The sequence below is a fragment of the Mesorhizobium sp. M0715 genome (assembly GCF_040320355.1).
GTDB lineage: Bacteria > Pseudomonadota > Alphaproteobacteria > Rhizobiales > Rhizobiaceae > Mesorhizobium.
In genome coordinates this window covers 43,765-68,382 of sequence record NZ_JAMYPL010000029.1, presented here as the reverse complement: position 1 = coordinate 68,382, position 24,618 = coordinate 43,765, and the positions used below count along the sequence as shown (strand labels likewise).

The window sequence follows — 24,618 nt, the reverse complement described above, 5'->3', positions numbered from 1 at the left end:
AAGAGAAGCCTCACGCCTGCACTTTCTGCCGGAGCGCGCGTGCTGCAGCGACCATGTTAATGAGGGCAGGGCGGACCTCCTCCCATTTGCGTGTTTTGAGGCCACAGTCCGGGTTTATCCACAGTTGGCCGTCGGACAGTCGCTCGCGGGCAAGCATGACTAAGTCCGAAATCTCGCCGACTTCCGGGACGCGTGGTGAGTGAATATCATAGACGCCGGGACCGATTTCGTTCGGATATTTGGAGCTCGTGAAGGCGTCCAACAGTTCCATCTTCGAGCGCGACGTCTCAATCGAAATGACATCCGCATCCATTCCAGCGATCGCGTGAATGATCTCGTTGAACTCCGAATAGCACATGTGGGTATGAATTTGAGTCGCGTCCTTTACACCCGTTGAAGCGATCCGGAAACATTCGACAGCCCAGTCGAGATAGACTTTCCAGTCAGATTGGCGCAGTGGCAATCCTTCGCGAAACGCGGCCTCATCGATCTGGACCATCCTTGCGCCGGATCTTTCGAGATCCGTCACCTCGTCGCGGATGGCGAGCGCGATCTGGCGGCAGGCTTCGCAGCGGGGTACGTCGTCGCGAACAAAAGACCAGTTGAGAATGGTGACTGGGCCTGTGAGCATTCCCTTCACGGGCTTTTCCGTAAGCGACTGGGCGAATTGCCACCAGCGCACTGTCATCGGATTGCGCCTCGATACGTCGCCGAAAATGATGGGGGGACGCACGTAGCGCGACCCATAGCTTTGTACCCAGGCATGCTGGGTGAGCGCGAAGCCGGACAACTGCTCGCCGAAATGCTGTACCATGTCGTTTCGCTCGAACTCACCGTGCACCAGCACGTCCAGCCCGATCTCTTCCTGCCAGCGAATTGCAGCCTCGATCTCCTTCTTCAGGAACGTCTCATAGTCGACATAGCTCAGCTGGCCCTTCGCATGAGCGGCCCGCGCCTTGCGTACCTGCGGCGTCTGCGGGAAGGACCCGATGGTCGTCGTCGGGAACGGCGGCAGCCCGAGTGAGCCGGCTTGGACTCTGGAGCGCTCGCCAAAAGCGCTCTCTCGTCGCTTCGCGCTGTCGTCAATGCTAGCGATCCGCCCCTCAACAAGCGGGTCATGGATCCTCGTGGATGTCACGCGCGTGGCGGCAGCCTCGGCAGACGCTTTCAACGCGCCAGCCACCGCATCTCTGCCTTGGGACAGGGCCCGGGCCAGCAACACCAATTCGTCGGTCTTCTGGGCCGCGAAGGCGAGCCACGACCTGATGTCCGCCTCGAGTTCCGTCTCCATGCGCAGGTCGATCGGCACATGCAGCATCGAGCAAGAAGGCGCGATCTCGACGCGGTCCAAGGGCCAGCCGGCGACGATCGGTTTGATGCGGTCGAGAATGGCGGGCAGGTTCGCACGCCAGACGTTGCGGCCATCGATCAAGCCAAGCGAGAGCACCAGATCCTTCGGAGCGAGCCGACCCACCGTTTCCAGCTGCTCGGGAGCGCGCACGAGATCAATATGCAGCCCGGCCAAGGGCAGAGAAACCGCGGTTTCGAGATTGTCTCCCAGCGACCCGAAATACGTAGCCAGCATGATCTTCAGCTCGGGCGCGGCTTTCGACAGCTGGCCATAGGCGAATTCGAACGCAGCTCGTTCGTTCGGGTTCAGATCGAGGACAAGCGCTGGCTCATCGATCTGCACCCAGTCGGCTCCCGACAGCTTCAGCCTCTGCAGGACTTGCTCGTAAACGGGCAGCAGCCGCGGTAGGAGCGCGATGGGACCGAACCCCTCGGCAGGCGATTTCGCCAGCTTGAGGAAGGTGATGGGTCCAAGGATGACTGGGCGTGTGTGAATGCCGAGAGCTTTGGCCTCGAGGAAGTAATCGACGGGTCTCGTCGACGAGAGGGCGAACGTCTGATCATCATCCAGTTCCGGCACAATGTAGTGGTAGTTCGTGTCAAACCACTTGGTCATTTCCATCGCGGTTACACCGGGCCCATGCGCCGCCTCCTGGTGACCAGCGTGTGCACAATCCTCCGTCTGACCCTGGTTGCCGCGCCCCATTGCGAAGTAGATGTCAAGTGGGACCTCGCCGCTATTCCAGCCGTAACGGGAGGGAATGGCGCCGACCATGGCTGCGGTGTCAAGCACATGGTCGTAAAGCGAGAAGTCGTTTGACGGGATTTTCGACACGCCGCGATCGCGCTGCTCTTCCCAGCTAGCGGCACGGAGCGCCTTCGACGTCGCAAGAAGGTCGCCAGCGGACGATGTTCCGGACCAGTAGCTTTCAAGCGCGAATTTCAGTTCTCGCCGACGACCGAAGCGCGGCACGCCGAGCGTTGCTACAGGAATTTGCTGAGAGACAGTCATGTCATACCCCGATGGTTGGGGGCGTCGCTGACAAGGAAGGCGCTAGCAGGCCCGGCACGCCCGGGTTGCAGCGGCCACCGAGACACCCCGCCCGTGGACGTAATTCGTCGTGGCAGGTCTCCTGGCTCGCGGGGTCATAGCCTCTACCCGTCTTCCCGAGGGTATTCGCCTCAGTGACATGAGTGGGGTTGGCTCGCCGCTAACAGTTGCGGGGGCAGCGCCGGCATCGCACCGGCTTCCCTCTTAGCTCCGCTGCGGCAGCGCCGCACGCGAGAACCACGACACGCCAGACAATCACAGCAATCCCTTCTCTTGTCAATGGCGCATAACGAAATGTTTATGTGGTTATGTCATGGCGCTTTTACGCTTATCTAACATTGTGAAACATGGAGTCGTCCATTTGCCGGCGCTGCACCGCTGCCCCATTGTCCAACTAATGGAGGCCGTGCGGAGCCACAACAAGACTTTAACCTCAACCTGAAAAGCGCTACCGCTCAAAGGACGCTGGTGATCCGCGAGCGCCGAGCCAAGGGTTGTGTGCGTCAAGTTCTGCAAAATGGGGCGGCCATGATGCTGGTCATGCGGCTTGGCGCAGAGCGAGCTTCTTGTGCTCGCGCAGGTCGTCCATGTTGATGTATCGGTTGGCCTCCATCCAGTTTTCATTGGTCTCGACGGCCAAAGCCCTGACCAGGCGCAGGCAGCTTTCGGTATTGGGGAAGATGCGCACGACATAGGTGCGCCGGCGGATTTCCTCGTTGAGCCGCTCCAGCATGTTGGTGGATTTGAGATGCTTGTGGTGCTGTCTCGGCAGCCTGAAGAAGGTCAGGGTTTGTTCGATGGCATCCTCGGCCCAGCCTGTCAGGCGCGGATAGCGTGCCGACCATTTGGCAAGCCATGCGGCAAGATCAGCCCTGGCCTCTGCGAGATCGCGCCGGTCGTAGAGCCAGCGCAATTCCTGCAGGCAGTCGTCGCCGTGCTTCCTCGGCAGATGATCGAGCGCGTTCCTGAGGAAGTGCACGTAGCAGCGTTGCCAGGCGGCTTCGGGGATCACCTCGCCGATCGCTGCCACCAGGCCGGCGTGATCGTCGGACACGACCAACTCGACGCCCTTGAGGCCGCGCGCCTTGAGGCCGACGAGGAAGTCGGCCGAGCGGCTCTCGCGATTGGCCATCTCCACGGCCAGGATCTGGCGCCTTCCGTCCCAGTCGATACCGACCGCGATCAGCACCGCCTGGCTCATGACAACACCGGCTTCACGCACCTTCTCGTAGCGCGCATCGAGGATGAGGTAAGGAAACGGCTCTTGAAGGGGGCGCCTGGCAAAGGCAGCGAGGCTCTCGTCCAGCCGCTTGTTGATGGCCGAGATCGACGAGGCCGAGAAGGCATGGCCGCACAGTTCTTCCGTGATCGCCTTGACCTTGCGGGTCGACACGCCCTGCACATACATCTCCGCCAGCGTCGCACCAAGGCCCGCTCGGAACGCTGGTAGCGCTCGAACAGCTCGGTGGAGAAGCGCCCGGCACGGTCCTGCGGAACCCGCAGCTCGAGCTTGCCGACGCGCGTCACAAGGTGCGGCCGTAATAGCCCGAGCGATAGCCAAGCCGTTCGGGTGTGCGCTCGCCTTTCGAAGCACCCAGCGCCTCGTCCATCTCGGCCTCAAGCACCTCCTGCATCACCGCACGGAGCACTTCGTGAAGGCCGTCCGGGTTCGAAAGCAAGATGTCTTTGACGGCAGCGCTGGCGGTCTTAACTTCAGTCTTGGTCATGGTGGCGTTCCTTCGCGGGAATCAGGTGACGTGAACAATCACCAGCCTGCCATGACCGCCCCCTCTCAGCGAATTTGCAGAACTCTCAGCACACTACCGAGCCAACACCTGCGGAAGGTGTGCGGGATGAGCCCCAACCGATTTCGCGGTGCGGTAGGCGTCACGAGTCATTGGCGTCTCTTGCCTAAGCCGGTTCGTTGGATTCTGCCCTCTCGACGAATCCACAATTCGAAGGCAGCAGGCAAGGAATCACTGTGTCTGTTGACGGGCTACCCAATGCGTATGTTCTCTCGAAAAGGCTTGTTCGGCTTCGTTCACAAAGTCCGAGAAAGCAGCCTCTGAGGCGACTTCCATAACGCGTCCCTGTATGATCCCAATCTCGTGGGCCGTTAAAGTGTATGAAGACGAAAGCTCGTTGAATTTTTTTACTTGGGTCCAACCCACCATACTCGAAGCTAAGACGATTAACGGCTCTATAGGCCAAATCGCCAGGACAGGGTTGGCTATCCGTAGCAAAACAAGTCCGATGGCAATGACGTATGCAGTTATACCAGCGAACATCCAAGCTCGACTCGCTTTTTTGTTTTTGCTCGCCTTAACTGCATACCAAGAGCGTTGCTCACGAATCCGATGGGTATCGTAGAACGATTTTCGTTCATCCAGCGACAGAGCACGCGTCGCCTCCATCGAGACCGTAATCTGGTCGTTGGCGGCTTCATCTGGCGGGATTCGACTTCCAATATGGTGGTTGGCATCAAGGATCGCGAGCAAATAATTTCGGAACTCCGCCCTTCGAACCGCAACTTTGTCGGCATCGCCGAACGGTTCCGCCCGCATGCAGTAGCGCCAGCATGAGGTCTTAATGGACTCTGCAAGTGCTCGGCCTTTGTACCAGTCTTGCTCAGGCTTCTTTAGACTGCGAGTGATTAAAACTGCCAGCGAAATCAAGAAAACAAAGGCGTATCCAGCAAAGTAAAGGGGCGTTTGACTCAAGTCGAGAGAAAGGATTGCCGCGACCAGGAGCAACATGTACTCAGCTCGAATGAGCCATAGGAACTCACTTTGCGAGCCAGCGGAGAGCTGGCTCGCAGCACGATATAGCGCAGGGTAATCGAACTTTATTGTCAAGGTACAAGACGACGAATTGCTGCGACAATGGAGGCCGAATTCCAAGCGACCATCTCATCAGCATAGTCAATTACGGACTGCGGCGTTCTCTGCTCCCCCCACCGTTTGATTCCTAAAATCGGCTTGCCGAGGGACCTTGCAAACTCCATCTCGAACTGAATCCAGTCACTGTGGTTAACATACATCCCGGAGACAATCACCACGCACTGCACGGGTCGGATTTGGCGCCTCATCGCTTCGGCGAGTTCGGCTTTGCTCATACGTGGGAACGCGTCGTCCACGGGGACGGAGTAATTTGTCCACTCGAAGTTCGACGCATCGTTCAAAAACCTTACCGCACGTTCGTACCGCTCACTGTAGCTCCACGCGTGGCTGATAAAGAGCCGATGGTTGTGTAGATATGGCACGACAGCATCCTTTGAAAAGCGCAAGAAATATTAGGTATCGGTCAAATAGCCGCATAGGTCCCGTTTAGCACGTGCCGCGCAGCGGTCAATGCTCCTGGCCTTTTCTTGCCCCTGAAGTATCTTTTGCGGTGGAAATCGATCCCTAGCAGCCGCACCTGACGCCGAGGCGGTTTTGAAAATGGTTCGAGCGCTCCTAAAGACGTGCTACGAAAAAACCGGAACCATGAAGGACGTGGTCAACACGGGGGACTTTTTGTTGACAGCCTACGGTGCCGCATCTCTGTTATTACGGCGCGGGAATTGCCGGGCTGTTGACGTATGCCGGAATCACTCGATAGCGATCGGGGGTATCATTGCGCGTGCGGAGTGACGGTGTCGCCCTTAACTGCGGTTTACAAAATCAACTTAGTTCCCGCCACTCGACCCTCTGCAGCGACTTGAAGAACGGGTTAGCCCTTGGATTCTTTCGGGACGGCCGTAACAACCGGCGGGGTACTATCAACCACGACATGCACTAGCGTGTTCAGTTTCTCACGCACACCTTCATCGAAAAAACAGGTCTCAAGCCCTTTGGTCCCGCTAAAATTCACAAATTCGAGACCCTTGGCATATCTGAAATCGGCATTTAGTAAATTGGCGTTGCGGAAGCTTGCACCTGCTAGCTCGGCATCTTCGAATGGCGGAGCGTACACCTGGGCCCGGTTCTGCGGATCGTCATCTATCACCTCAAACCAATCATCCTCATTCGGCTTGAAGTCCGTCCATTCAAGCGTAGCGCCGTCGAAAGTCGCGTTAACGAGATTTGTTTGAAGAAATCGCAAGTTGGTACCCTTTATGCCGAATAAGGTGCCACCCAGCATGCCTTTTGAGAAAACCACTCCAACGCAATCAGTTGCAGAGAAGTCTACATTGTGGAGTACGGTTCTGAAGTTTGCTAGTCCGCTGATCAAATTCGTATTGAACACCGTGCCGCGCAACTTCGTGATTCTGTTCTGGAAAAACGAGAAGTCACGAAGGGTTATCCCGCGCAGATCAAAGGCGGTCACTCCCAGCTTGGAGAGCCGCCGCAGATTTCCAGCAATTCGCACACGTGCCTCTTCAGTGTCCCAGCGTTTGTAGTCGTCTATCTCCTCGCTGTAGCGCTCTATGTGCTGCTTTCGTTCGCGCCGAAGCTCAAACCAGCCGATCAGCAGGACGACAAAGATGATGTCGAATAGCGTTCCCCAAGCTTCGACGTAGACCCCTTGTTCGATGTCACCGACGGAGCCCCCGATAGGACGCAGGTACAGAAGCAGTGCCACCCATGCGACCGCGATACCGATAGGAGGCGCATATGGCCCAATTGCATTTCGGAACGAAATCCATCTGCGCCTCCACTTGTTGCGGCGCAGTCGCCAACGGAACTTCTGTCGGTCCCACCAACTCACAGCTTAACCCCGTCGTCGTGCCCCAGACACCATATCGATCAACAATACGCCAGGATAGTCACAGGGTCGGTATCTTGGCACCCATATAATCGGGGGATACTAAAAGGAACCTTGACGGGCCGCACTCCACCGGGTCTCCGCCATCGGCGACAACCATCTGGTCGAGTTATAATCCGCAGATGATGCCGTTGCTTCATTTCGTACCTTTTGGTACCTTCGACAACAAGACCGGCGCAATAACATCAATAGCTTTGAACACGGCGGTGCGTTTCCGAGAGGGCGGGGTAGTCCCTTTCCGCCCGTCAGGGATCGTTTTTGTCGCAATCCCTTCCTCGTTGCCCTCGACGATCCCAAAATCGTGGAAGCCAGACCGCGATGCGGATGTGTGAAATACCAGCTAGGCGAGCACTTCCTAATATCCGCGAATGCCGGGTTTCACATCCGGCGCCTCGTCGAGATTGACGAAGATGAAGCCCTGCTGCCAATTCCGCTGGTCCAGACCAATGGCGAACCAGTCTGCCCGCATTCGGCATCGTGGGACGTGATCGCAAGTCAAGTGCTCCGACGGACGCTGCGAGTTCTCCGTTACCTCAGGAACGTTACTGGCCTTCCCCAAGCTGAGCTTCTGGAAAATGCCGGTGGCGATCTCGATGACGGTGAATGCCGTCAAGGCAAGCCCGCCTTGCGCCGCTCTTCCAGCGAGCTTCATGGCAGCAGCATCGGTCAGTTCTCCGATGCGAATGGCTGTCGCTATGGCGAGCTTTGATACAGTTCCGCCACTGCGATGATCGCGTCAGTAGGGCGGCTGGTTAGTTGCCCGCGCATCTACAGCAACCCAGCCCGTTCCGCCTCGCGGCGCAAACTCTGCCGCGGCCTTGGCCCGAGCTGCTGGATCACCAGCCCGGCGGCCAGCGAGCCAAGATCGCCGCAATTCTTCAGGCTGCGCCCCGCAGTGTAGCCGTAGAGGAAACCGGCGGCGTAGAGGTCGCCGGCGCCGGTGGTGTCGACCAGTTCGCGGATCGTCGTCGCCTGGATGGTGACGGTCTCCTCGCCGCGCACGATCACCGAGCCATTTTCCGAGCGGGTCACGGCGGCGATCCGGCAATCCTTGCGGATCTGGGCCAGTGCCTCGTCGAACGACGATGTCTGGTAGAGCGACTTGATCTCGTGGCTGTTGGCAAAGACGATGTCGACCGTGCCCGAGCGCATCAGGTCGAGGAATTCGTCGCGGTAGCGGTCGACGCAGAACGAATCCGACAGTGTCATGGAGACTTCGCGGCCTGCCGCGTGCGCCAGCTTGGCCGTCTGCCGGATTGCTTCCTTGGCGCGCGGCGGATCCCACAGATAGCCTTCGAAATAGGTGACCTTGGCGCCAGACGCCTTGTCGGCCTCGACATCCTCCGGGCCGAGCTCGACGCAGGCGCCGAGATAGGTGTTCATCGAGCGTTCGCCGTCGGGGGTGACGAAGATCATCGAACGCGCCGTCGGCGGCTCACCCTTGAGCGGCGTGGTGTCGAAGGCGACGCCCTGCGCATGGATGTCGTGCGCGTAGATTTCGCCCAGCGCATCGTTGGAGACCTTGCCGAAGAAGGCGGCGCGGCCGCCAAAGCTGGCGACGCCGGCCGCCGTGTTGCCGGCGCTGCCGCCGGACGCCTCGATCGCCGGCCCCATGCGGCTGTAGAGCAGCTCGGCGCGCTTGGTATCGATGAGGTTCATCGCACCTTTGATGATGCCGTTGGTCTCGAGAAAAGCGTCGTCGCACTGGGCGATGATGTCGACAATGGCATTGCCGATGCAAAGCACGTCATAATCCGGCATCAATATCTCCGCTTGGGCTTTCCGCTTGCCAATTCGCTCGCCGGCGGCTTCACGGGGCGGCTAGTCCTGCCTCGCGACGCAATTCGTCCGCCCTGTCTGTCTTCTCCCAGGTGAAATCAGGCTCTTCACGGCCGAAATGGCCATAGGTGGCTGTATTGCGGTATATAGGGCGCAAGAGATCAAGCATCTTGATAATGCCTTTCGGTCTCAGATCGAACAACTCAAGAATGAGGCGCTCGATCCTGCTTTCCTCAACCCTGGCTGTCCCGAACGTGTTGACCATGACGGAAACCGGACTGGCCACGCCGATTGCGTAAGCAAGCTGCACCTCGCACACGTCCGCAAGTCCGCTGGCGACGATGTTCTTTGCGACATAGCGGGCCGCATAGGCAGCCGAGCGGTCAACCTTGGACGGGTCCTTGCCCGAGAAGGCGCCGCCGCCATGACGACCCATCCCGCCATAGGAATCGACGATGATCTTGCGTCCAGTGAGACCGCAGTCGCCGCGCGGCCCGCCGACTACGAACCGCCCCGTCGGGTTGACCAGAATTCTGATGCCTTCCGTCTCCAGGTGGGTCGGCAGGACAGGCTTTATGATTTCCTCAATGACGCCCTCGCGGACAGTCTCTTGCGAGACCTGCTCGTCATGTTGCGTCGACACGACGATGGTATCCAGCGCGACCGGGCGCAACCCCTCATACCGCACTGAGACTTGGGATTTCATGTCAGGACGCAACCAGCCAAGCTGTTGTGTCTTCCGGACATACGCCTGCCGTTTCGTCAAGCGATGAGCGAGCTGGATCGGCAAAGGCATCAGGGTATCGGTTTCGCGGCATGCGTAGCCGAACATGAGGCCCTGATCTCCCGCTCCCTGCTGGAGGTCTTGCCCTCTTCCCTCGTCAACGCCTTGGCTGATGTCGGGCGACTGCTCGGTGAGGGCATGGACGACGGAGCAACGCCGGCCGTCGAAGCCGACGGCCTCGTCGTCGTAGCCAATGTCGAGAATCGTATCGCGCGCAACTTGGCTGTAATCCACCTGGGCATCGCTGGTAATCTCGCCAGCCAGAACGACTATCCCTGATTTTACCAACGCTTCACAGGCGACGCGCGCCTTGGGATCTGTGCGGAGGATGGCATCGAGGATGGCATCCGAGATGTTGTCGGCCAACTTATCCGGGTGCCCCGCGCCAACCGATTCGGAAGAGAACACGAACTGCCTAGCCATGAATACCTCGCTTCGGGTGTTGGATGTGGTATGGGCATTTTGCTTGGCCGACCTTACTTGTCGCAGATGCCCGGGACCTCGAACGCAGCGCACAAGTCGGCAACGTCTCTTCGCACGCAGGCATGGAGATCTTCGTCGTCTGGCCGCTGGAGCACGGAGTCAATGAAGCCAGCAATTTGCACCATTTCCACATCGCGCATGCCCATTGACGTCACTGCTGGCGCCCCCAGGCGAATTCCGCTTGTGACCGCCGGATGCCGCGGGTCGCCAGGCACCATATTAAAGTTTGTGATGATTCCTGCCTTTGCTAGTCGCTCGGCATAGGCCTTGCCCGATAGTGGCCGATCGCGAAGATCAAGGATCAGCATGTGATTGTCCGTCCCCCCGGTCACCAGGTCATAACCTCGCTCAAGCAGTGCATGTGCCAGAGCCTTGGCATTCTTGACCGTCTGTTGGCCGTAGCCTCGGAAGGACGGGTTCGCGGCTTCGTGCAAGGCGACCGCTAGCGCAGCGATGGCATTCATGTGGGGCCCGCCTTGCAGGTGAGGGAAGACCGCCCGGTCTATTCGTCTGGCGAGATTGTATTTGCTCTTTGTATGATACAGCGCCTGATAGCGATCTTCGTTCCTTGACAAAATGAAGCCACCGCGGGGACCGCGGATCGACTTGTGGGACGTGCTGCTGACCACGTCGCACTGGCCCACGGGATTCGGGTGCGCTCCCGCGGCAATCAGGCCGCTGATGTGCGCAATGTCGGCTACGAGATAGGAGTTCGCTTCCAGGGCGATTTCTGCCATTGCCGCGTAGTCAAAGACACGCGGGTAAGCAGTTCCGCCGACCCAAATGAGCCGCGGCCGTTCCCGCTTGGCTGTCTCGCGCAAGCGGTCATAGTCAATCTGCTGTGTCTTTTCATCTAGTCCATAGGGCACGCGTTGATAGTCAGTTCCGGAAAAGTTGATGGCCCAACCATGAGTCAGATGGCCCCCTTCCGGAAGGGGCAAGCCCATGACTTTGTCACCGGGACTCAAAAGCGCACGATAGACAGCCTGGTTGGCCGGCGAGCCGGAATAAGGCTGGACGTTGGCATGCTCGCTGCCAAATAATGTTTTCAGGCGCTCAATGGCCAGATTCTCAAGCTCATCAACGATCTCGTTTCCAGCGTAGTAGCGCGCACCGGGGTACCCCTCGGCGTACTTGTTCGTGAAAATCGAGCCGTTCGCTTCCAGCACGGCCGAGGACGCAAAGTTCTCTGAGGCGATGAGCTTAAGCGTCGTTCGCTCCTGCCGCTCCTGTCTCAGAAGCAGCTCGTGAACGCGGCAATCAACCGCGGCCAAGGAAGACCGCCCTTGGGTGTCGGGCTGTGCGATCGCACCGTCTGCGGAGTTGTCCATGGTAGCTTCGCGCTCCAATTGGATTGACCTATTTCACGATCAAGCACGCGGTCCCCTTCGGCCGCGTGTCTCGTACCGCTTCGAGCCGCTGCAGGTCCTGTTTATGATAGCCGTCGCGATGGGGCAGGAGATCGACCAATAATTGAACCAGCCCGCCGTCGTTGGATCCTGCGTTGAGATGGTACGAGCGCCACGGAGGCTGTTCGTTGCAGCAAAGAAAGTCGGCTCTGGCGAGCAGCCGGACGTGTCGCGCAACCCGCTCTCGACACACGCCCAGAATCTCCGCTAGCTCGCAGACAGTTAGGTCCGCATGCGCACAAAGGCCCAGGATTCGAAGGCGGTCTGGATGCGCTGCCATGCGTAGGCGACTAACCAGTGTCATCATGGCTCAGGACCAAGTCCTACCGAATTTCTCATTTCGCGTTCTCCACAGAAGTTGCAGATTTCGAAGGTTGTCCAACGACCGGACAAATCTCGGTGGCCCTGACTGTGTCGAACAAACAAATGGGCGCTCTTCTTGCCTTTAGCCGAAACTGCAGGCAGGTCGGCGAGTCGAAGACAAGCGGGGCCACGGTTTGGAACCACTGACCTCAGACGTTGCAATAAGCCTACCATTCACAGCAAGCCGGAGTTGCTAAGAGTCTATGAATTTCCTTGAAGGATCTGTTGCAACGTTGCCCAGCCTGGCCTGCTCCCGGTTTGCAGCGGTCATGGTCAGGCGATCCATCGCCTCTGCGAGCACGATCAGGAATTTGCCCTGCATCGCATCGCTGATCAGCTCCTGAAGGCCGGGACGCAACAGCGACGCACCGCAGATCGCGCGGTGGGTATTGCTGTGGACGACTGTCCAACCTTGCTTTTCAGCACGCAAGCAGCAGAGCCGCAACTGATCCTCGATCGAGGCGTCTCGGTGATTGTCAGTTGAGTAGCGAGCGCCAAGCGCGACCTTCATGAGGCGGCCCCTTTCTCCGGGACGCGGTCTCGCGTCTGGCTATCCGTTTCGGCTTGAACGAAATCCCGTGCGGCCTGTCGCGCCAGCAGCCGGACCAGATTGACGAAGCGTCGATCGGGCTTCGGCGACGCAGGCACAGCCGATTCGCGGGCCGCGCCGGCGACCACACGAAGCTTTTCGGCTGTTGCCGTTTCGGCGCGCTATGATCGCGTTCCTGTCCTGACGCGAAATACACCGTTTCGCGACAATGATGCCAAGTCACAGTGCTTCGACAAGCTGGAAATTCTTTGTGATCAATAACGCGCGTCGCGCAGGAGCCAGTGCTGGCCGATGGACGGGCACCTTGTGCTCCGAAGAAGCCATGGCTATATATCCGGATAGAGAACGGAGGCACGCGATGGGCAACACTGCACAGAAGAGAGCCATCGAGAATTATCGCTCTCGCCTGGCTGAGCGCGGCATCGCGCGGTTCGAGATCCTGGCGTTCGACGCAGACCGCGATCTACTGCGAACTCTTGCCCGAAAATTAACGGAGAGCGGGCCGGATGCCCGACAGCTTCGTCGGACCATACAGCAAGCGGTGGCGGGTGAGCCACCGAAAGCGGGCAGCATTCTCGCCGCGTTGCGTCGCTCGCCTCTGGTTGGCTCCAGTCTCGACCTCAGCCGGCCGCGCGAAGAGGGGCGCAAGATCGACCTGTGACGCGCTACCTTCTTCATACCAATATCATCAGCAACGTCATAAAGCCGGAGCCTTCGGGCTCGTTGCTGGCCTGGATGGGCGCGCAGAAGGACGAAGACCTCTTCATTGCTTCGCTTACTGTCGCCGAAATTCGCCGAGGCATCCTAGAGAAGCCGAAGGGGAAAAAGCGCAGCAGCCTTGAAACTTGGTTCGAGGGCTCCGAAGGCGCGCCAGCGCTGTTCGCTGGCCGCGTGCTATCGTTCGACGAGAAAGCTGGCCTCGTGTGGGCGCGGCTGATGGCCAACGGCAAAGCCAGAGGCCGTTCGCGGAGCGCCCTAGACACAATCATTGCCGCTATAGCTGAAGCCAACGAGTGTGTCGTAGTGACCGACAATGAAAAGGACTTCGAGGACGTTCAGATAATCAACCCGCTCCGTAGCTCTGGAAGCCAAGCGGGTGATGATAGCTCCAACGGTCCGGCCGATTTAATTTGAGGATTTCAGCGGCACGGAGTCCGAACGTCTCGTGTTCGCCTACCTCTAGCGATGGCTGGATTGATCTTGCTTAGTTCGGCCAGGGACGTCTCTTCCAGTTCCGCTTTAATGCCATCCCGGTTCATCTAGTCAGCTCGATCTACCAACAGTTCGCACGCACGAGCGCCGCGGACAAGGCGCGATCGCAGGGACTGCGCGATACGCGTGTCGAGCTCGTCCATCTTACACTCGATCTTGTCTTCGAAGGCCTCTCGCCAAACGCCACTGTAGTCGATCCCGCGTGCGGCTCGGGGGCCTTCTCATCGAGGCTTTCTCGCGACTGGTCTGGCGCGCTACCAATAGCAAGTTCGCCCGCCGGGTACTCGTCGGTCTGTACTCTCTGGGCGTCCACATCAACTGCGGAGCTCTTGGCATCGCCGTGTTCTGCCTTTGGCTGGCAGCTCTCGAGCTCGACGAGCAGCCGATCAGCGACACCCGCGACCTCAAGTTCGACCCGGTTGACTCGATAACTCTATTGGCAGGTTCAGTCGGGGAGGATCTGCCCACTCCGATCACAAGCCGATCTGTCGACCCCGTGGTCGGGAATTCTCCATGGACCTTCGTGAAGAAGGAATGCAGCGCCGAAAGCCGAAGCGCTTCCGATACATCGACGCCCCTTCCGAGACGGAGCCCCGATTAGGCATTCCTGCCACTCTATCTAGCCGACCCCCGTGGCCGCGTTGCCGATCGGTGCGCACTGGTCGCCTACATCGCCCCGGCACGTGAAGATCGTCTCTGCTGACGCTCGTTGAGCAATTCAGGCCGCCTCCGGCTGGCGTTTGATCAGCGTCAGCGTCAACCAGCGCGCGGTCAGCGCCGGCTTTTTCGAGCCCTCGATCTCAATCGTCACGCCCAGCGCCGTCTGCACCCAGCCCGACGGCCTGACCTTGATGTCGGCCAGTACGAAACGGGTGCGGATGCGCGATCCGGTTTTCACCGGCGCCAGGAAGCGCAGCGATTCGAAGCCATAGTTGACACCCATCTTGCAGTTTTCGAGCGGCCGCATGGTCTCGAAAGTCATCGCCGACAAAAGCGAAAGCGACAGGAAGCCATGTGCGATGGTGCCGCCGAACGGCGTCTCGCGCTTGGCGCGCTCCGGATCGCAGTGGATGAACTGGTGGTCATCGGTGGACTCGGCGAACTGGTCGATCATCCGCTGCGAGACCACCCGCCACGGCGACACGCCGACTTCCTTGCCGACGCTGGCCAGAAGCTCGTCGAGACTGATCGGTTCCAAGCTAATGTCCTCCATTTCAAACGTCCGAAGCGCGAGCGGCTTCATTCCGTGAACAGTGTCAGCCCATGCTGCACCGACTGCCGGCCATCCATCGGCAGGATGGCCCCGGTGAGATGACTGCCGTCACAGCTGCACGAATAGAGCGTTCCGCCGGCAATCCCGCACCGATGCGGGCCGATCCGAACATGGCTGCAGACGAGCTGGCTTGTACCTCGGTCGCGGTGCGCGTCCTGCAGGCCACTGAAAACAGCTCGTCTTGCTACCGGTGATCATTCCGCCGGCGCCGCTATGCGGTATTGTCGCAGATTGATAAAATCAATTGTCTGGATAGGAACCATCCGTGTCTCGAATGGTGGAGGAGTAGTCCAGCAGACGGGATGGCTTGTGGTCCTTCTTGAAGCGCGCCGACCTCATTGGCCGCTAGCTGTGAGCCGGCAAGCAGCGCCAGTTCAATGACATTGGGTGTCGACACGGCAAGCGGCATCAGATGCTACTTCATGATGCGGGATGGCGCTTGCTTCAAGAAGCGCTCGCCTGACGTGGAAGCCAGCACCGGATCTGGACTGTCGATATGCGCCCGATATTCGCGCAGCACAGCGGCAACCGCAGCGACGATGATCTCAGCTGTTGCGAGCATGCCAACCTTGGTGCCGGCCACTCTGTTAGCCTGAAGCGCAGCGCGCATCTGATCCGCCACCAGACCGGGTTGCGTAACTTGGATTTCCAAGGCGTCTTCCTGGGTTTGCACCGTCAGCGCGCTGACAGCAAGGCAGGTGCGCACGTCAAGGCAAGCGATCGTCTCGATCTCGCGGGCAATTCCAGCCCCACCGCGGGAATCAGACCCTACAACAACGAACACATGCGGTTCTCGCCCCAGCGCTATTGTTCTGTCTTTCGATCCATTCTCGCGTGCGCGCTTCTGGGGCGTCGTTCAGCGCAAGGTCGGTGACCACGGCTGCGCTTTCGGCGCCAGCCTCGAAAAACGCCTTCGAGCCGGTCAGGTTGAGGCCGCCGATGGAGACCAATGGGATCGGCGCGACCTGGTGCTTCCACTCGCTGATCCGCTCGAGCCCTTGCGACGCCCATTCATCTTCTTGAGGCTAGTTGGATAGACTGGGCCGAGCGCCACATACTCCGGCTCGGCCACTGGCGCAGTTCGGTGTGATCGTGGATCGAAAGGCCGAGCTTCAATCCGGCGTATTTCATCGTCAGCATCGGCGGCAGCCAAATCCTTTTGACCAAGATGGACGAGTCGCAGCCTTCCTCGATTGCCGTGCGCCAATAGTCGTTGACGCTCACTTGGCAACCATGGACCGCGCAGGCGTCGTTCGCGCAGCGGATTTCCGTCTGCAGTCCTTTCTCGTCCATATCCTTTATCCGGAGCTGCACCAGACTCACGCCGAGCGGCACCAGCCGGTCAATCCCGCCGGCACGTCCACGACTTCATGAGAAGACGGCCCTGCCGATCGTCGGTGGGTAGCGCGGTTCGAGCATTCCCGAGCTGAAAGCTTCACGACCGGCATCGACCGCTTCGCCGAACGCACGCGCCATGCCGACCGGATCGGCCGCCCTCGGGACCGCCGTGTTCAGGAGCACGGCGTCAAACCTGAGCTCCATGACGGTCGCCGCGTACGACGGCCGTCCGAGCCGTGGATCCACAATCAACGGAATGTAGGGGAAATGTCCGCGCATCAACTGGACCTCGGAGCTCAACGCTTCATCGCATTAGAATGAGCGTTCGAAACGCAGGATACCGCCGACACTGCTCTTCTTGTTGGCATTGGTCCAGTTCACTTCGGAAGCTTTCACCTTTCCGACGGCGGAGCCTCCGTAGCGGTCATAGTCGAGTTCAGCCGTAACTGTGAAATCTGGAAGAAGCGCGTAGGCGACGTTCCCAGCGACACCATAGTTCTTGAGCTGATCACCCGAGAGCTGAAGGTTCAACGAAGTTGTCTCGTTGAGCTCGTAAGCGGCGCCAGCCCAGAAAGCCCAGTTCCCGCCCCAAATCTTATAGAAGCCGCGACCATGAGCGTCGATCGCGTTCATGGGGTCGTCGTTGAGCTTGCCATTGGAACCGTAGCCGAACATTCCGAACAGCAACAGTTCGTTGGTGACATTGATGTCGACACGGACCTTGGCGGCCACCGATTCGTAGTTGCTATCATAACCAGCAACGCCGGTGATCGCTCCCCAGCCATGTGTGTATTTCAAGCCGCCGACTATGTGCGGAGCGTAGTTGTCGATTGTGCCGACCACGCCTGAGCCTTCTTCGAGCGAAACCACGGCCGAAAAGCCGTTCCCGGCGTCGAAGTAGTACTGGACCACATTGGTATCCAAAGCGCCGTACGGAACCGGCGTCTGGTTGAGTACGTCACCCGCGCCGCCAATAAACATGTCGAAGGCCGACCAGTCCTTACCAACTCGGAGGCCACCAAGCTGAATCCAGGCGAAAGTCAAGATGCTGTCTCCGTTGAAGGCATAGGACCGAGAACTGTCCGAAACCGAAGTGTGGCGGTTACCGAAATTCACGCGGGTTTCGGTGTAGGTCTTCAACGTGCCGAGTTCGGTCTCCTGGCCGGTCCAAGCTTTCAGTGTGAAGCGCGTGTTGTTTTGCCATGTACCCTGATCCTCACCAGTCCTCACATCTGAGGTTCTTGCGTGGTAAAACAATCCGACATCGCCCAAGCCCACGTAGTAGCTAAGATAGCCGCCGATGCGCAGGCAGGTCTCGGTGCCTGAAATATAGACGTAGCTGGAGCCGTAGACGTCGCAGATCTTGAGGTACTCAGTGGGATCAGGCTCGGGGACGATGATCACGGCGCGAGCGTCGGAAGCGGCGATCAGTGCCGCAGTTGAGCCGAGGAGGAGGCTCCCAATGGTCATTGTTGATCTCCGTCTAAACAGTAAAAGGAATCGAGACCGATAAATGATTTTTGCTAAGCAAACGATTGATAGCGCATCAAGCTGAATTCTAGGAGTGTTGCTGCACCTGTCGTGCTAATACTCAGGAGAATTTAGAATGTGACTGAGACTTGTTGTCACATATATTAAGCAGTTATCACTCCCGGACGGTCATACAACATTTTTATACAATCACCCCTTTTCACCTCCGCGGTGGGCCTTACAAAGGGTACTACTGCAAATAACGTACCATCCTGACGACCCAGCTGCGGCTTGAAGCTCAAATGTGCGGGCGGACCTTGGTTCCCGCTTCCGTTCTTTTTGCCTTGCGGATCCACCCAAGCAGGAACGGCAAATCTTTCGGCTACGGCTCGTCTGTTCGCTTCGCGACAGTTTGGCTTAATGGCGACGGCATTGTTTGCTGTGAGCCCCGCCGTTGAGGCATCATGCGGCGGCCACCGCCCGGTACGACGCCGTCACTTTGGCGAGCTGATGGTCGATAACCACGCGCCGCAGCCTTGCACCACTGAATCAGTAGGCGCTAGCCTTGGCAGTGCGGCGGACCTGACGGTCGCGTCGAGCAGGTTCTCGTCCTGAAAGCGGCGCGCCACAGCTAATGCTTCTTGCCAGCAATTCACACAACGAGCTCATCGAGATGGCAGAGATCACTATGGGGCGGCGCTAGCTGGCGAGCAAAGTCTGGTCCCAACACCGTATTGTCTCGTCGGATGCGGCATCTGCGCTCAGAAGAATCTCCCACGCGCAGATGAAGGGAAGGTACGGTGGAACAAAACGGTGCGCGTGAGGGTTGCGGCGGGAACACCACGCTGACCGAGTGCGCTCAGACCATCGCTGTCCAGCCAAGACTGAACGGCGCCCATTGCTAAAAAATTTCGAGCCCAAAGCGGAACGGACTGACATAGCGCAAAGACGCAGGCGAGCGCAGCGGTAAGGTTGGATGTTATCAGCATGGGACGGTGACCGTTGCAGACCACGAAATTTCGAGAGGCCCGGCTGCCTTGGTACACTATCTATCCGGCTGTGTCGGAGTTCTCTGGGGCGGTCGGCGCCGAGGCTTATGAGGAATGGCTCAGGAACCTGCCGGCTGATGATCCGGTGTCACTCTATCTGCACGTTCCGTTCTGCCGATCAGCCTGCTGGTATTGCGGCTTCCCAACCACCATCACCCGCCGTGATGCGCCCATCCTCAACTATCTGGCGGCGCTGCGTGACGAGATCCGTCTGGTTTCGGTGCGAGTGCCGAAGACGTTGCCCGTGAGCGACATACATTTCGGCGGCGGAACGCCGTCTCTCATCGGACCAGCCGAGTTCCTCGCTCTGATGGAGTTCCTGCGATGCCGCTTCGCCATCTCGAAAACAGCTACGGTCGCCATCGAGATCGATCCACGCACGCTCACGCCCGAGATGGCGGAAGGCTTGGGAGCGGCCGGCGTGAACCGCGCGAGCCTGGGCGTACAGAGCTTCGATCCCATTGTTCAAAAAGCGATCAACCGGATCCAGAGCGAGGCCCAGACGTCGGCTGCCGTGGAAATGCTGCGCCGGCATGGAGTAAGCCGCATCAACTTCGACCTCATCTACGGCCTGCCGCGTCAAACGGTGGAGTCGTGCGTCGAAACAGTGAGGGCGGCGGTCGCCATGCGCCCCGACCGGCTTGCCTTGTTCGGCTACTCGCACATCCCATCCCAAATAAAGAATCAGCGCCTCATCGAGGCGGAATTTCTTCCCGACAGCGCTGCCCGCGCTGAACAGTATGCGGCTGTCACCGTGACGCTGATTGCCGCCGGCTACCGACAGATCGGGCTCGACCATTTCGCCTTGCCGGACGACGAGCTCGCGCTGGCACAGGAAACAGGTCGCCTGCGACGTAACTCGTTGGGCTACTCGGCCGATACCTGCAGAACCCTGATCGGTTTCGGCGCGTCGGCTATCGGCCGCATCGGCCAAGGATACGTTCAAAACGAAGTTACACGGGATTCCTACATCCGGCACATCGCAGCTGGCCGACTGGCGACATCGAAGGGCCATCGCCTCACAGACGACGACCGCGTGCGAGCCGCAATTATCGAGCGATTAATGTGCGATTTCGAGGCTGACGTGCCGGCAATCTGTGTCGCCCACGGATCTGATCCGATCCATCTTCGCGATTCGGCTGAGCGCTTGGCCATGCTGGCCAAGGACGGGATAGTGGACTTCGAAAACGGCTTTGTCCGCGTACGGCGGGAGCATCGCTTTGGGATTCGCGCTGTCGCTGCCGCATTCGATGTGTTTAGGGATGGCGTTACGTATATCCCGCAGCAGCTTAATGCGATGCAAAGCACAACATAGTCCGGCATCAATGTCTCCGCTTGGAACCGCCGGCCTACTTGCCACGCCGGCCGGGCGCTGGTCTGGCAAGTGGGCTTTCCGTTTGCCAATGCGTTCGTTCCCGGCCCTCACGGGGCGGCGAGTCCCTGCCGTGAGCGCCTCACCCGCGAGGCTACATGGCGGCCGTGGAGACTACCTCAGCAGCGGCGCCCGATCGGAAACCTTAGCACCTCAGCGCTTTGGCGTGGCTGCTTGAACTCTTCGACGGCAACCGCCTCAATTAGCAGGTCCAAGGCTTCGCGGCCCTTTGACTCATCGGGTCATCCCCACAAAGGTAGTCATACGCTCGATCTAAATGCACTCGGGCGGCGGAAAAATCGCTTGTCATATCATAGAACCCTCTCTACCCGCCCGCATTGCCGTCTACGAGGTGAAGGTAGTGCAATCGTCAATATATACAGATAAATTTGAATTAAATCGGAGATGATCATGGAGGCCGAGTTCCCTGACCTGATGCCGCCATCGAGCCCGCCGACGACCACTCGCTGGCGCTCGGTCGCTTCATAAATGCCGAGCACCCCGTCCCGCGACCACCTCTGACCTCCCTCCTTCGATGCTAGACGCGTGGAAGACATGGCTGCGCCGCCGCTGCGAGAAAGGCGTGTCCCGTTGCGCGGCGGCTGCATAGTGGGCAGCCAGCGCCGGGAGCTAATCGGCAAAGCCGCGTGTGGCGATTTTGCATAGCGGGCGCAGGCGAATCGCCACGCCCGTCCAGCATGTCCGATGCCGCGTAGGCCGCCAGGATCCCTGAGCGGAGTGCATGCACGATCCCGCGTGATGACAGTGGATCGGCACAGAACAGGCAGTCGCCCGCCGCGACCCAGCGGTCACCGGCGGCGGGATCGATCGTTGCGGTTCCCGCCGCCTTGATCATGCTGGCGGTCTCGATTGCGTTGGGCGGCACGAGCGGCGCGACGGACTGCGTTGCGGCTAAAGCGCGGTACCAATGTCCGGCTTTGCGCAGTTCGCTGCCCAGATCCGGATCGGTGAGGCACGCGCAAGTCGGCGCTGTACCACCAGCCTTCGGGACGCGCCTCGACGACCATGCTGCAATCGCCCGGTGCGCGGTCGAAAAAGCGTGTGTAGGCGGCAAGATGTCCGTGCATGGTGAGCTTGGCGCCGAAACATCGGGCCAGCCTCCAACTGGACCGGTCGCCCAAACCACGGCGCGGGCAACGATAGCTTCATCGGCCAGCTTGAGCAGCCAGCCTTGATCGTCGCGCACTGCCGAACCCACGGCCGAGCCAAACCGCGTGTCCACACCTGCCGCCTTGGCCGCCTGCACCATCAGCCGGTCGAATCGCGTCCGGTCGAGCTGCCAGCCGGCACCTTGAGCGGAAAACATGCCGTGCCGCTCGCTGGGAACTTCATTGGCCCACACCGAAACAAGCGCACGATTTTCAACGAAGCCGGCCTCGGCGAACGGCGTCCAGACACCAAGCTGACGCAGCAGCCCATTCGCTACTGCCGGCAGCACCTCTCCCGGCTTTGGCCGATCATGCCTTCCTGCTTCCAGCAACAGCACGCTCCGCGCGGGTGCATCGTTGCCAACGCCAGTCCGGATGTGGTCGCCGCCGAACGTGATCGTCTCAGCGAGCTGGCGGGACAAAATGCCAACCTCAAGATAGCGTTGGCCCGGATCAGCGAGGCGGACTGAGGAAGACTTTAAATTCAAAAGGTGACACGCGGCAATAGTCGCGTGCCGCTGTAGCCCCAGGCTCCGCTTCACCGTCGGGACCGATCGGTCGCACTCTCAGCCTGGGGTTCTTCTCTGCCACCCATCATCGAATTTTGGTGGATTGTCCGTCTCCCGCACCGGTTTGAGCGCGATAGACAAGAATCGCGTTTTCTGTGCCGGCCGGGCTTCAATGACGGGGATGGCGAAAAGCTGAGTGCTCGGGCTTGCGGGCCGAGCTTGTCGGCCGCTCGATGGAAAGGGTCATTTGAGGTGGGGTCTCGGCCGCGTGCAGCTGAAAGACACGCTCGTCCAGTTCCTTGTCCACTTCCGTCAGACGATGATTGAGGCGAAGGTAGTCCGTCCAGGTCGGCGTGCGGAACGTTTCTGTCCAATGCATAGGCTTCTGCAGGTTCCGCTGGAGCGTCCAGTTCCGAGCACCGACGCGGCTGTGTACATGGCGCCGCTGCCGCATGAGGTCGAGGAAGGCCTCGAGATTTCTCTCGGCTATCAGATATTCGATCTTGACCACGATCGGGCCGCTCCTCGGCTTCAAGTTGAGAGAGACAGCTGGGGCATCGAATTCCTCCAAGGGATCGGGCTCGGAGTCGCGGTGCTCTCGAAGAGGAAAGAGAACGCCGGCTGCAGCGACGATCAACAGGGCTCCAGCGGAGCCCTCCAGCGCCCAGGTCAACGAATGGTTTTCGGCCACCGTGCCCCACACCCAGCTGCCGAGCGCGATGCCGCCGTCTATCAAAGCATAGTAGATCGAGATGGTGCGCCCCACGACCCAGCGCGGGCTCGCCAGCTGCACGCTCACACCAACCCCGGACCAGGCGGTCACCCAGCCCGCGCCGCCCAAGGCGAGTGCAATTGCCGCAACGGCAATCGAAGATGTCAGTGCCAGGGAGAGAGAACACGCCGCACAGGCGACGCAGGAGAGCCTCATCAGCCTTTCTTGCGACAAGCTCCGTCTGAACAGGCTGTTGGAGAGGCCGGCGAAAACGGCACCGGTCCCGAAGCCAGCCATGAGCGCGCCATAGGCAAGCGGGCCTCCTCCCAGCTGGTCGCGGACAACCACCGGCAGCAGCGCGAGTATGGCGATGCTCGCCAGGCCAAAGAGGGTTCCGCGCGCGATCGCGGCCTTGATTTCCGATGACATCGCCGTGAAGCGCAGCCCGTCATAGATCGCCGTCCTCATCGACTCGCGTGGAAGAGGGGAAGAACGAACCTTCCACTTGCAGCGCCAAATAGTGGCCAAGGGTACGAAATAGGTGAGCGTGGTCACCGCGAATGCCGCCATAAGGCCAAACGAGGCAACTACAATGCCGCCGAGCGCCGGGCCCACAGTCCGGACGGTATTGAATCCAACAGAAAGCAGGGTGACGGCAGCGGGAACATCTCGTCGATCCACAATATCGCCAACCGACGCTTGCCAGGCCGGATCATTGAGAGCACCGCCGCTTGCGATCAAGAAGCTGAAGCCGAGGATCATCCACGGACTGACAAAGCCCAGCGCCAGCGATGCGGTCAGCATCGCGGAGGCAGTCACCATAAGGCACCGACCGGCGAACATGACCCGGCGCCGGCTGAAATTGTCAGCGAGAGCCCCGGCGAAGACAGACAAGACGAAGGCGGGCAGGTTCGATGAAGCCTGAACCAACGCAACCATCAGATCGGAAGTCGAGATCGTTGCCATCAGCCAGCTGATGGCGACAGTCTGCATCAACCAGCCGAGGCTTGAAACCTGCGTGGCGAGCCAGATCGAGCGAAAGGTGGGCTGCAGAAGTGGCCCAAAGGTCGTTGGTGCAGCCAAATCTTCGTTTGATCCAGCCACCCTACTCATTTTGCGAACCTTTTCTTTCCGTTATTGTCGCTTCCCATGTAATCTAGGCTGAACCGTGGCGGCTTAAGAATAGATGGCCCATTTGCCTACGACGAATGTGGCCACAGTTCCTCCTGACCAGTTGTCAGGCGGCCGGGACGCAGACATGGGCCGGCTCACTCGCCTTCAACGACATCTTGGTGAGCCGGGATTCACATGTCATTTGAGGCATCATGCTCGATCGACGCGCTGCCGAGCGATTTTTCGCGAAACGTTACCCTGTTCTTTTGTTGGAAACTCACTCATCAGCGGCGTTCGATGCTGAGTGTGGCTTCCGAAAAGTGAGGACGCTTGCAGATCTTTGACAGGATCAGTTCCCTGATAGATGCAGACGATTGCCAGGCCGCGATCGAAGACGCGCGCGCCCTGCTCCTTCAGTTCGGACAAAAGTCTGATGCGCTCACACATGCGATCGACGAGTTTCTGCTCGACCTGATGACATTGGCTTTCATCGTCGAATGTTACGGACGCGGCTTTGAACTTTTGGCGCGAACGCTTGCCCGTAGAAGGCTGGCGAAGGTCAGACTGTTGTCGGGAGGGGTCGGCCGGGCAGAACGGGTTCCAAAGCCTGATGGCTGAACCGGCGATCGAGCCGCGTTCCATTAACGACGTGGCGACCGCCAAAAAAAGGGCATCGGAAAACCGAGGCCCTTTAGGTGTAAAGTCAAAACCTTCAGAGGGGAACAGCTGATACCATGGAATGGGAGGAAACCATCGCGTGCATCAGCTGTAAGCTTAATGGCTAAAAGTTGTGCAATGCGCAAACACATTTTGTGCAATGCAGCTATGCAGTAACGCAAAGCCTCAAGTTGCAAGATCGATTTTGGAAATGTTTGCTGCTCGTACG

At 59.2% G+C, this 24,618-nt stretch carries 21 protein-coding genes, 3 pseudogenes and 1 riboswitch; of the genes and pseudogenes, 3 read left to right on the top strand and 21 right to left on the bottom strand.

Annotated features, from left to right (window positions below; translation table 11 throughout):
- Window positions 1-10 precede the first annotated feature (10 nt).
- From metE to NKI21_RS27375, 11 genes and pseudogenes are all read right to left on the bottom strand, one after another.
- Window positions 11-2,362, bottom strand: coding sequence for a 5-methyltetrahydropteroyltriglutamate--homocysteine S-methyltransferase (gene metE, locus NKI21_RS27425; protein WP_352868364.1), 2,352 nt, complete (start codon window positions 2,360-2,362; stop codon window positions 11-13).
- 94 nt (window positions 2,363-2,456) lie between these two features.
- Window positions 2,457-2,658: riboswitch (cobalamin riboswitch) on the bottom strand.
- A 281-nt stretch (window positions 2,659-2,939) separates the two neighbouring features.
- Window positions 2,940-4,128, bottom strand: a pseudogene (locus NKI21_RS27420) (IS256 family transposase).
- Between the two features lie 249 nt (window positions 4,129-4,377).
- Complete coding sequence (locus NKI21_RS27415) at window positions 4,378-5,256, bottom strand: DUF4231 domain-containing protein (protein ID WP_352868387.1); 879 nt, start codon at window positions 5,254-5,256, stop codon at window positions 4,378-4,380.
- Entirely contained in the window at window positions 5,253-5,663 is a 411-nt protein-coding gene (locus tag NKI21_RS27410; protein WP_023747662.1) for a TIR domain-containing protein, read from the bottom strand. Before NKI21_RS27410 ends, NKI21_RS27415 begins: the two co-directional genes overlap by 4 nt.
- A 449-nt stretch (window positions 5,664-6,112) precedes the next feature.
- Window positions 6,113-6,964 (bottom strand): pentapeptide repeat-containing protein, encoded by an 852-nt coding sequence (locus NKI21_RS27405; protein ID WP_352868360.1) that lies wholly within the window; start codon window positions 6,962-6,964, stop codon window positions 6,113-6,115.
- Window positions 6,965-7,502: 538 nt separating this feature from the next.
- Window positions 7,503-7,799: a hypothetical protein gene (locus NKI21_RS27400; RefSeq protein ID WP_352868357.1), complete on the bottom strand. Its 297-nt coding sequence runs from the start codon at window positions 7,797-7,799 to the stop codon at window positions 7,503-7,505.
- A 116-nt stretch (window positions 7,800-7,915) separates the two neighbouring features.
- A complete protein-coding gene (locus NKI21_RS27395; protein WP_352868355.1) occupies window positions 7,916-8,908 on the bottom strand; it encodes an adenosine kinase in 993 nt (330 codons plus the stop codon).
- Window positions 8,909-8,957: 49 nt separating this feature from the next.
- Complete coding sequence (metK, locus tag NKI21_RS27390) at window positions 8,958-10,133, bottom strand: methionine adenosyltransferase (RefSeq protein ID WP_023697197.1); 1,176 nt, start codon at window positions 10,131-10,133, stop codon at window positions 8,958-8,960.
- Between the two features lie 53 nt (window positions 10,134-10,186).
- Window positions 10,187-11,524, bottom strand: a complete 1,338-nt coding sequence (gene glyA / locus NKI21_RS27385) for a serine hydroxymethyltransferase (RefSeq protein WP_352868351.1) — start codon at window positions 11,522-11,524, stop codon at window positions 10,187-10,189.
- A 28-nt stretch (window positions 11,525-11,552) separates the two neighbouring features.
- Window positions 11,553-11,882, bottom strand: coding sequence for an ArsR/SmtB family transcription factor (locus NKI21_RS27380; RefSeq protein ID WP_245260337.1), 330 nt, complete (start codon window positions 11,880-11,882; stop codon window positions 11,553-11,555).
- Between the two features lie 276 nt (window positions 11,883-12,158).
- Complete coding sequence (locus NKI21_RS27375) at window positions 12,159-12,476, bottom strand: recombinase family protein (protein ID WP_352868348.1); 318 nt, start codon at window positions 12,474-12,476, stop codon at window positions 12,159-12,161.
- 397 nt (window positions 12,477-12,873) lie between these two features.
- On the opposite strand from NKI21_RS27375, the gene NKI21_RS27370 reads away from it, so the two are divergent.
- Both NKI21_RS27370 and NKI21_RS27365 read left to right on the top strand, forming a co-directional pair.
- Window positions 12,874-13,176 carry a hypothetical protein gene (locus NKI21_RS27370; protein ID WP_352583647.1) on the top strand — a complete coding sequence of 101 codons (303 nt, stop codon included), beginning with the start codon at window positions 12,874-12,876 and terminating at the stop codon, window positions 13,174-13,176.
- Window positions 13,173-13,649, top strand: a complete 477-nt coding sequence (locus NKI21_RS27365; protein ID WP_352868345.1) for a type II toxin-antitoxin system VapC family toxin — start codon at window positions 13,173-13,175, stop codon at window positions 13,647-13,649. The genes NKI21_RS27370 and NKI21_RS27365 overlap by 4 nt, the downstream gene beginning before the upstream one ends.
- 796 nt (window positions 13,650-14,445) lie before the next feature.
- Here the strand turns inward: NKI21_RS27365 and NKI21_RS27360 are convergent.
- The 6 genes and pseudogenes from NKI21_RS27360 to NKI21_RS27335 form a co-directional block, all read right to left on the bottom strand.
- On the bottom strand, window positions 14,446-14,940 hold the full coding sequence (locus NKI21_RS27360; protein WP_031246656.1) for a MaoC family dehydratase: 495 nt from the start codon (window positions 14,938-14,940) through the stop codon (window positions 14,446-14,448).
- 475 nt (window positions 14,941-15,415) lie between these two features.
- The gene (locus tag NKI21_RS27355; RefSeq protein WP_352868341.1) at window positions 15,416-15,784 is read right to left on the bottom strand and encodes a bifunctional hydroxymethylpyrimidine kinase/phosphomethylpyrimidine kinase; all 369 of its coding nucleotides are present in this window, start codon (window positions 15,782-15,784) and stop codon (window positions 15,416-15,418) included.
- The gene (locus tag NKI21_RS27350) at window positions 15,762-15,956 is read right to left on the bottom strand and encodes a hypothetical protein (protein WP_502896782.1); all 195 of its coding nucleotides are present in this window, start codon (window positions 15,954-15,956) and stop codon (window positions 15,762-15,764) included. Before NKI21_RS27350 ends, NKI21_RS27355 begins: the two co-directional genes overlap by 23 nt.
- A 55-nt stretch (window positions 15,957-16,011) precedes the next feature.
- A complete protein-coding gene (locus tag NKI21_RS27345) occupies window positions 16,012-16,293 on the bottom strand; it encodes a beta/alpha barrel domain-containing protein (RefSeq protein ID WP_352555197.1) in 282 nt (93 codons plus the stop codon).
- A gap of 75 nt (window positions 16,294-16,368) precedes the next feature.
- Window positions 16,369-16,632 (bottom strand): annotated as a pseudogene (locus NKI21_RS27340) (thiazole synthase); the annotation flags it as partial.
- 18 nt (window positions 16,633-16,650) lie between these two features.
- A complete protein-coding gene (locus NKI21_RS27335; RefSeq protein ID WP_352538825.1) occupies window positions 16,651-17,808 on the bottom strand; it encodes a porin in 1,158 nt (385 codons plus the stop codon).
- A 1,002-nt stretch (window positions 17,809-18,810) separates the two neighbouring features.
- Between NKI21_RS27335 and hemN the strand changes: the two genes are divergently transcribed.
- Window positions 18,811-20,172, top strand: a complete 1,362-nt coding sequence (gene hemN, locus NKI21_RS27330; protein WP_352538824.1) for an oxygen-independent coproporphyrinogen III oxidase — start codon at window positions 18,811-18,813, stop codon at window positions 20,170-20,172.
- Window positions 20,173-20,348: 176 nt separating this feature from the next.
- Here hemN and NKI21_RS27325 read toward each other — a convergent pair.
- The 4 genes and pseudogenes from NKI21_RS27325 to NKI21_RS27310 all read right to left on the bottom strand — a co-directional run bounded on the left by NKI21_RS27325 (window position 20,349) and on the right by NKI21_RS27310 (window position 24,395).
- Window positions 20,349-20,539: pseudogene (locus NKI21_RS27325) on the bottom strand (hypothetical protein).
- 228 nt (window positions 20,540-20,767) lie between these two features.
- Window positions 20,768-21,820 (bottom strand): NAD(P)/FAD-dependent oxidoreductase, encoded by a 1,053-nt coding sequence (locus NKI21_RS27320; protein WP_352538823.1) that lies wholly within the window; start codon window positions 21,818-21,820, stop codon window positions 20,768-20,770.
- Window positions 21,821-22,076: 256 nt separating this feature from the next.
- Window positions 22,077-23,732 (bottom strand): MFS transporter, encoded by a 1,656-nt coding sequence (locus tag NKI21_RS27315; protein WP_352558844.1) that lies wholly within the window; start codon window positions 23,730-23,732, stop codon window positions 22,077-22,079.
- A 210-nt stretch (window positions 23,733-23,942) separates the two neighbouring features.
- The gene (locus NKI21_RS27310) at window positions 23,943-24,395 is read right to left on the bottom strand and encodes a hypothetical protein (RefSeq protein WP_352538821.1); all 453 of its coding nucleotides are present in this window, start codon (window positions 24,393-24,395) and stop codon (window positions 23,943-23,945) included.
- Between the last annotated feature and the right edge of the window lie 223 nt (window positions 24,396-24,618).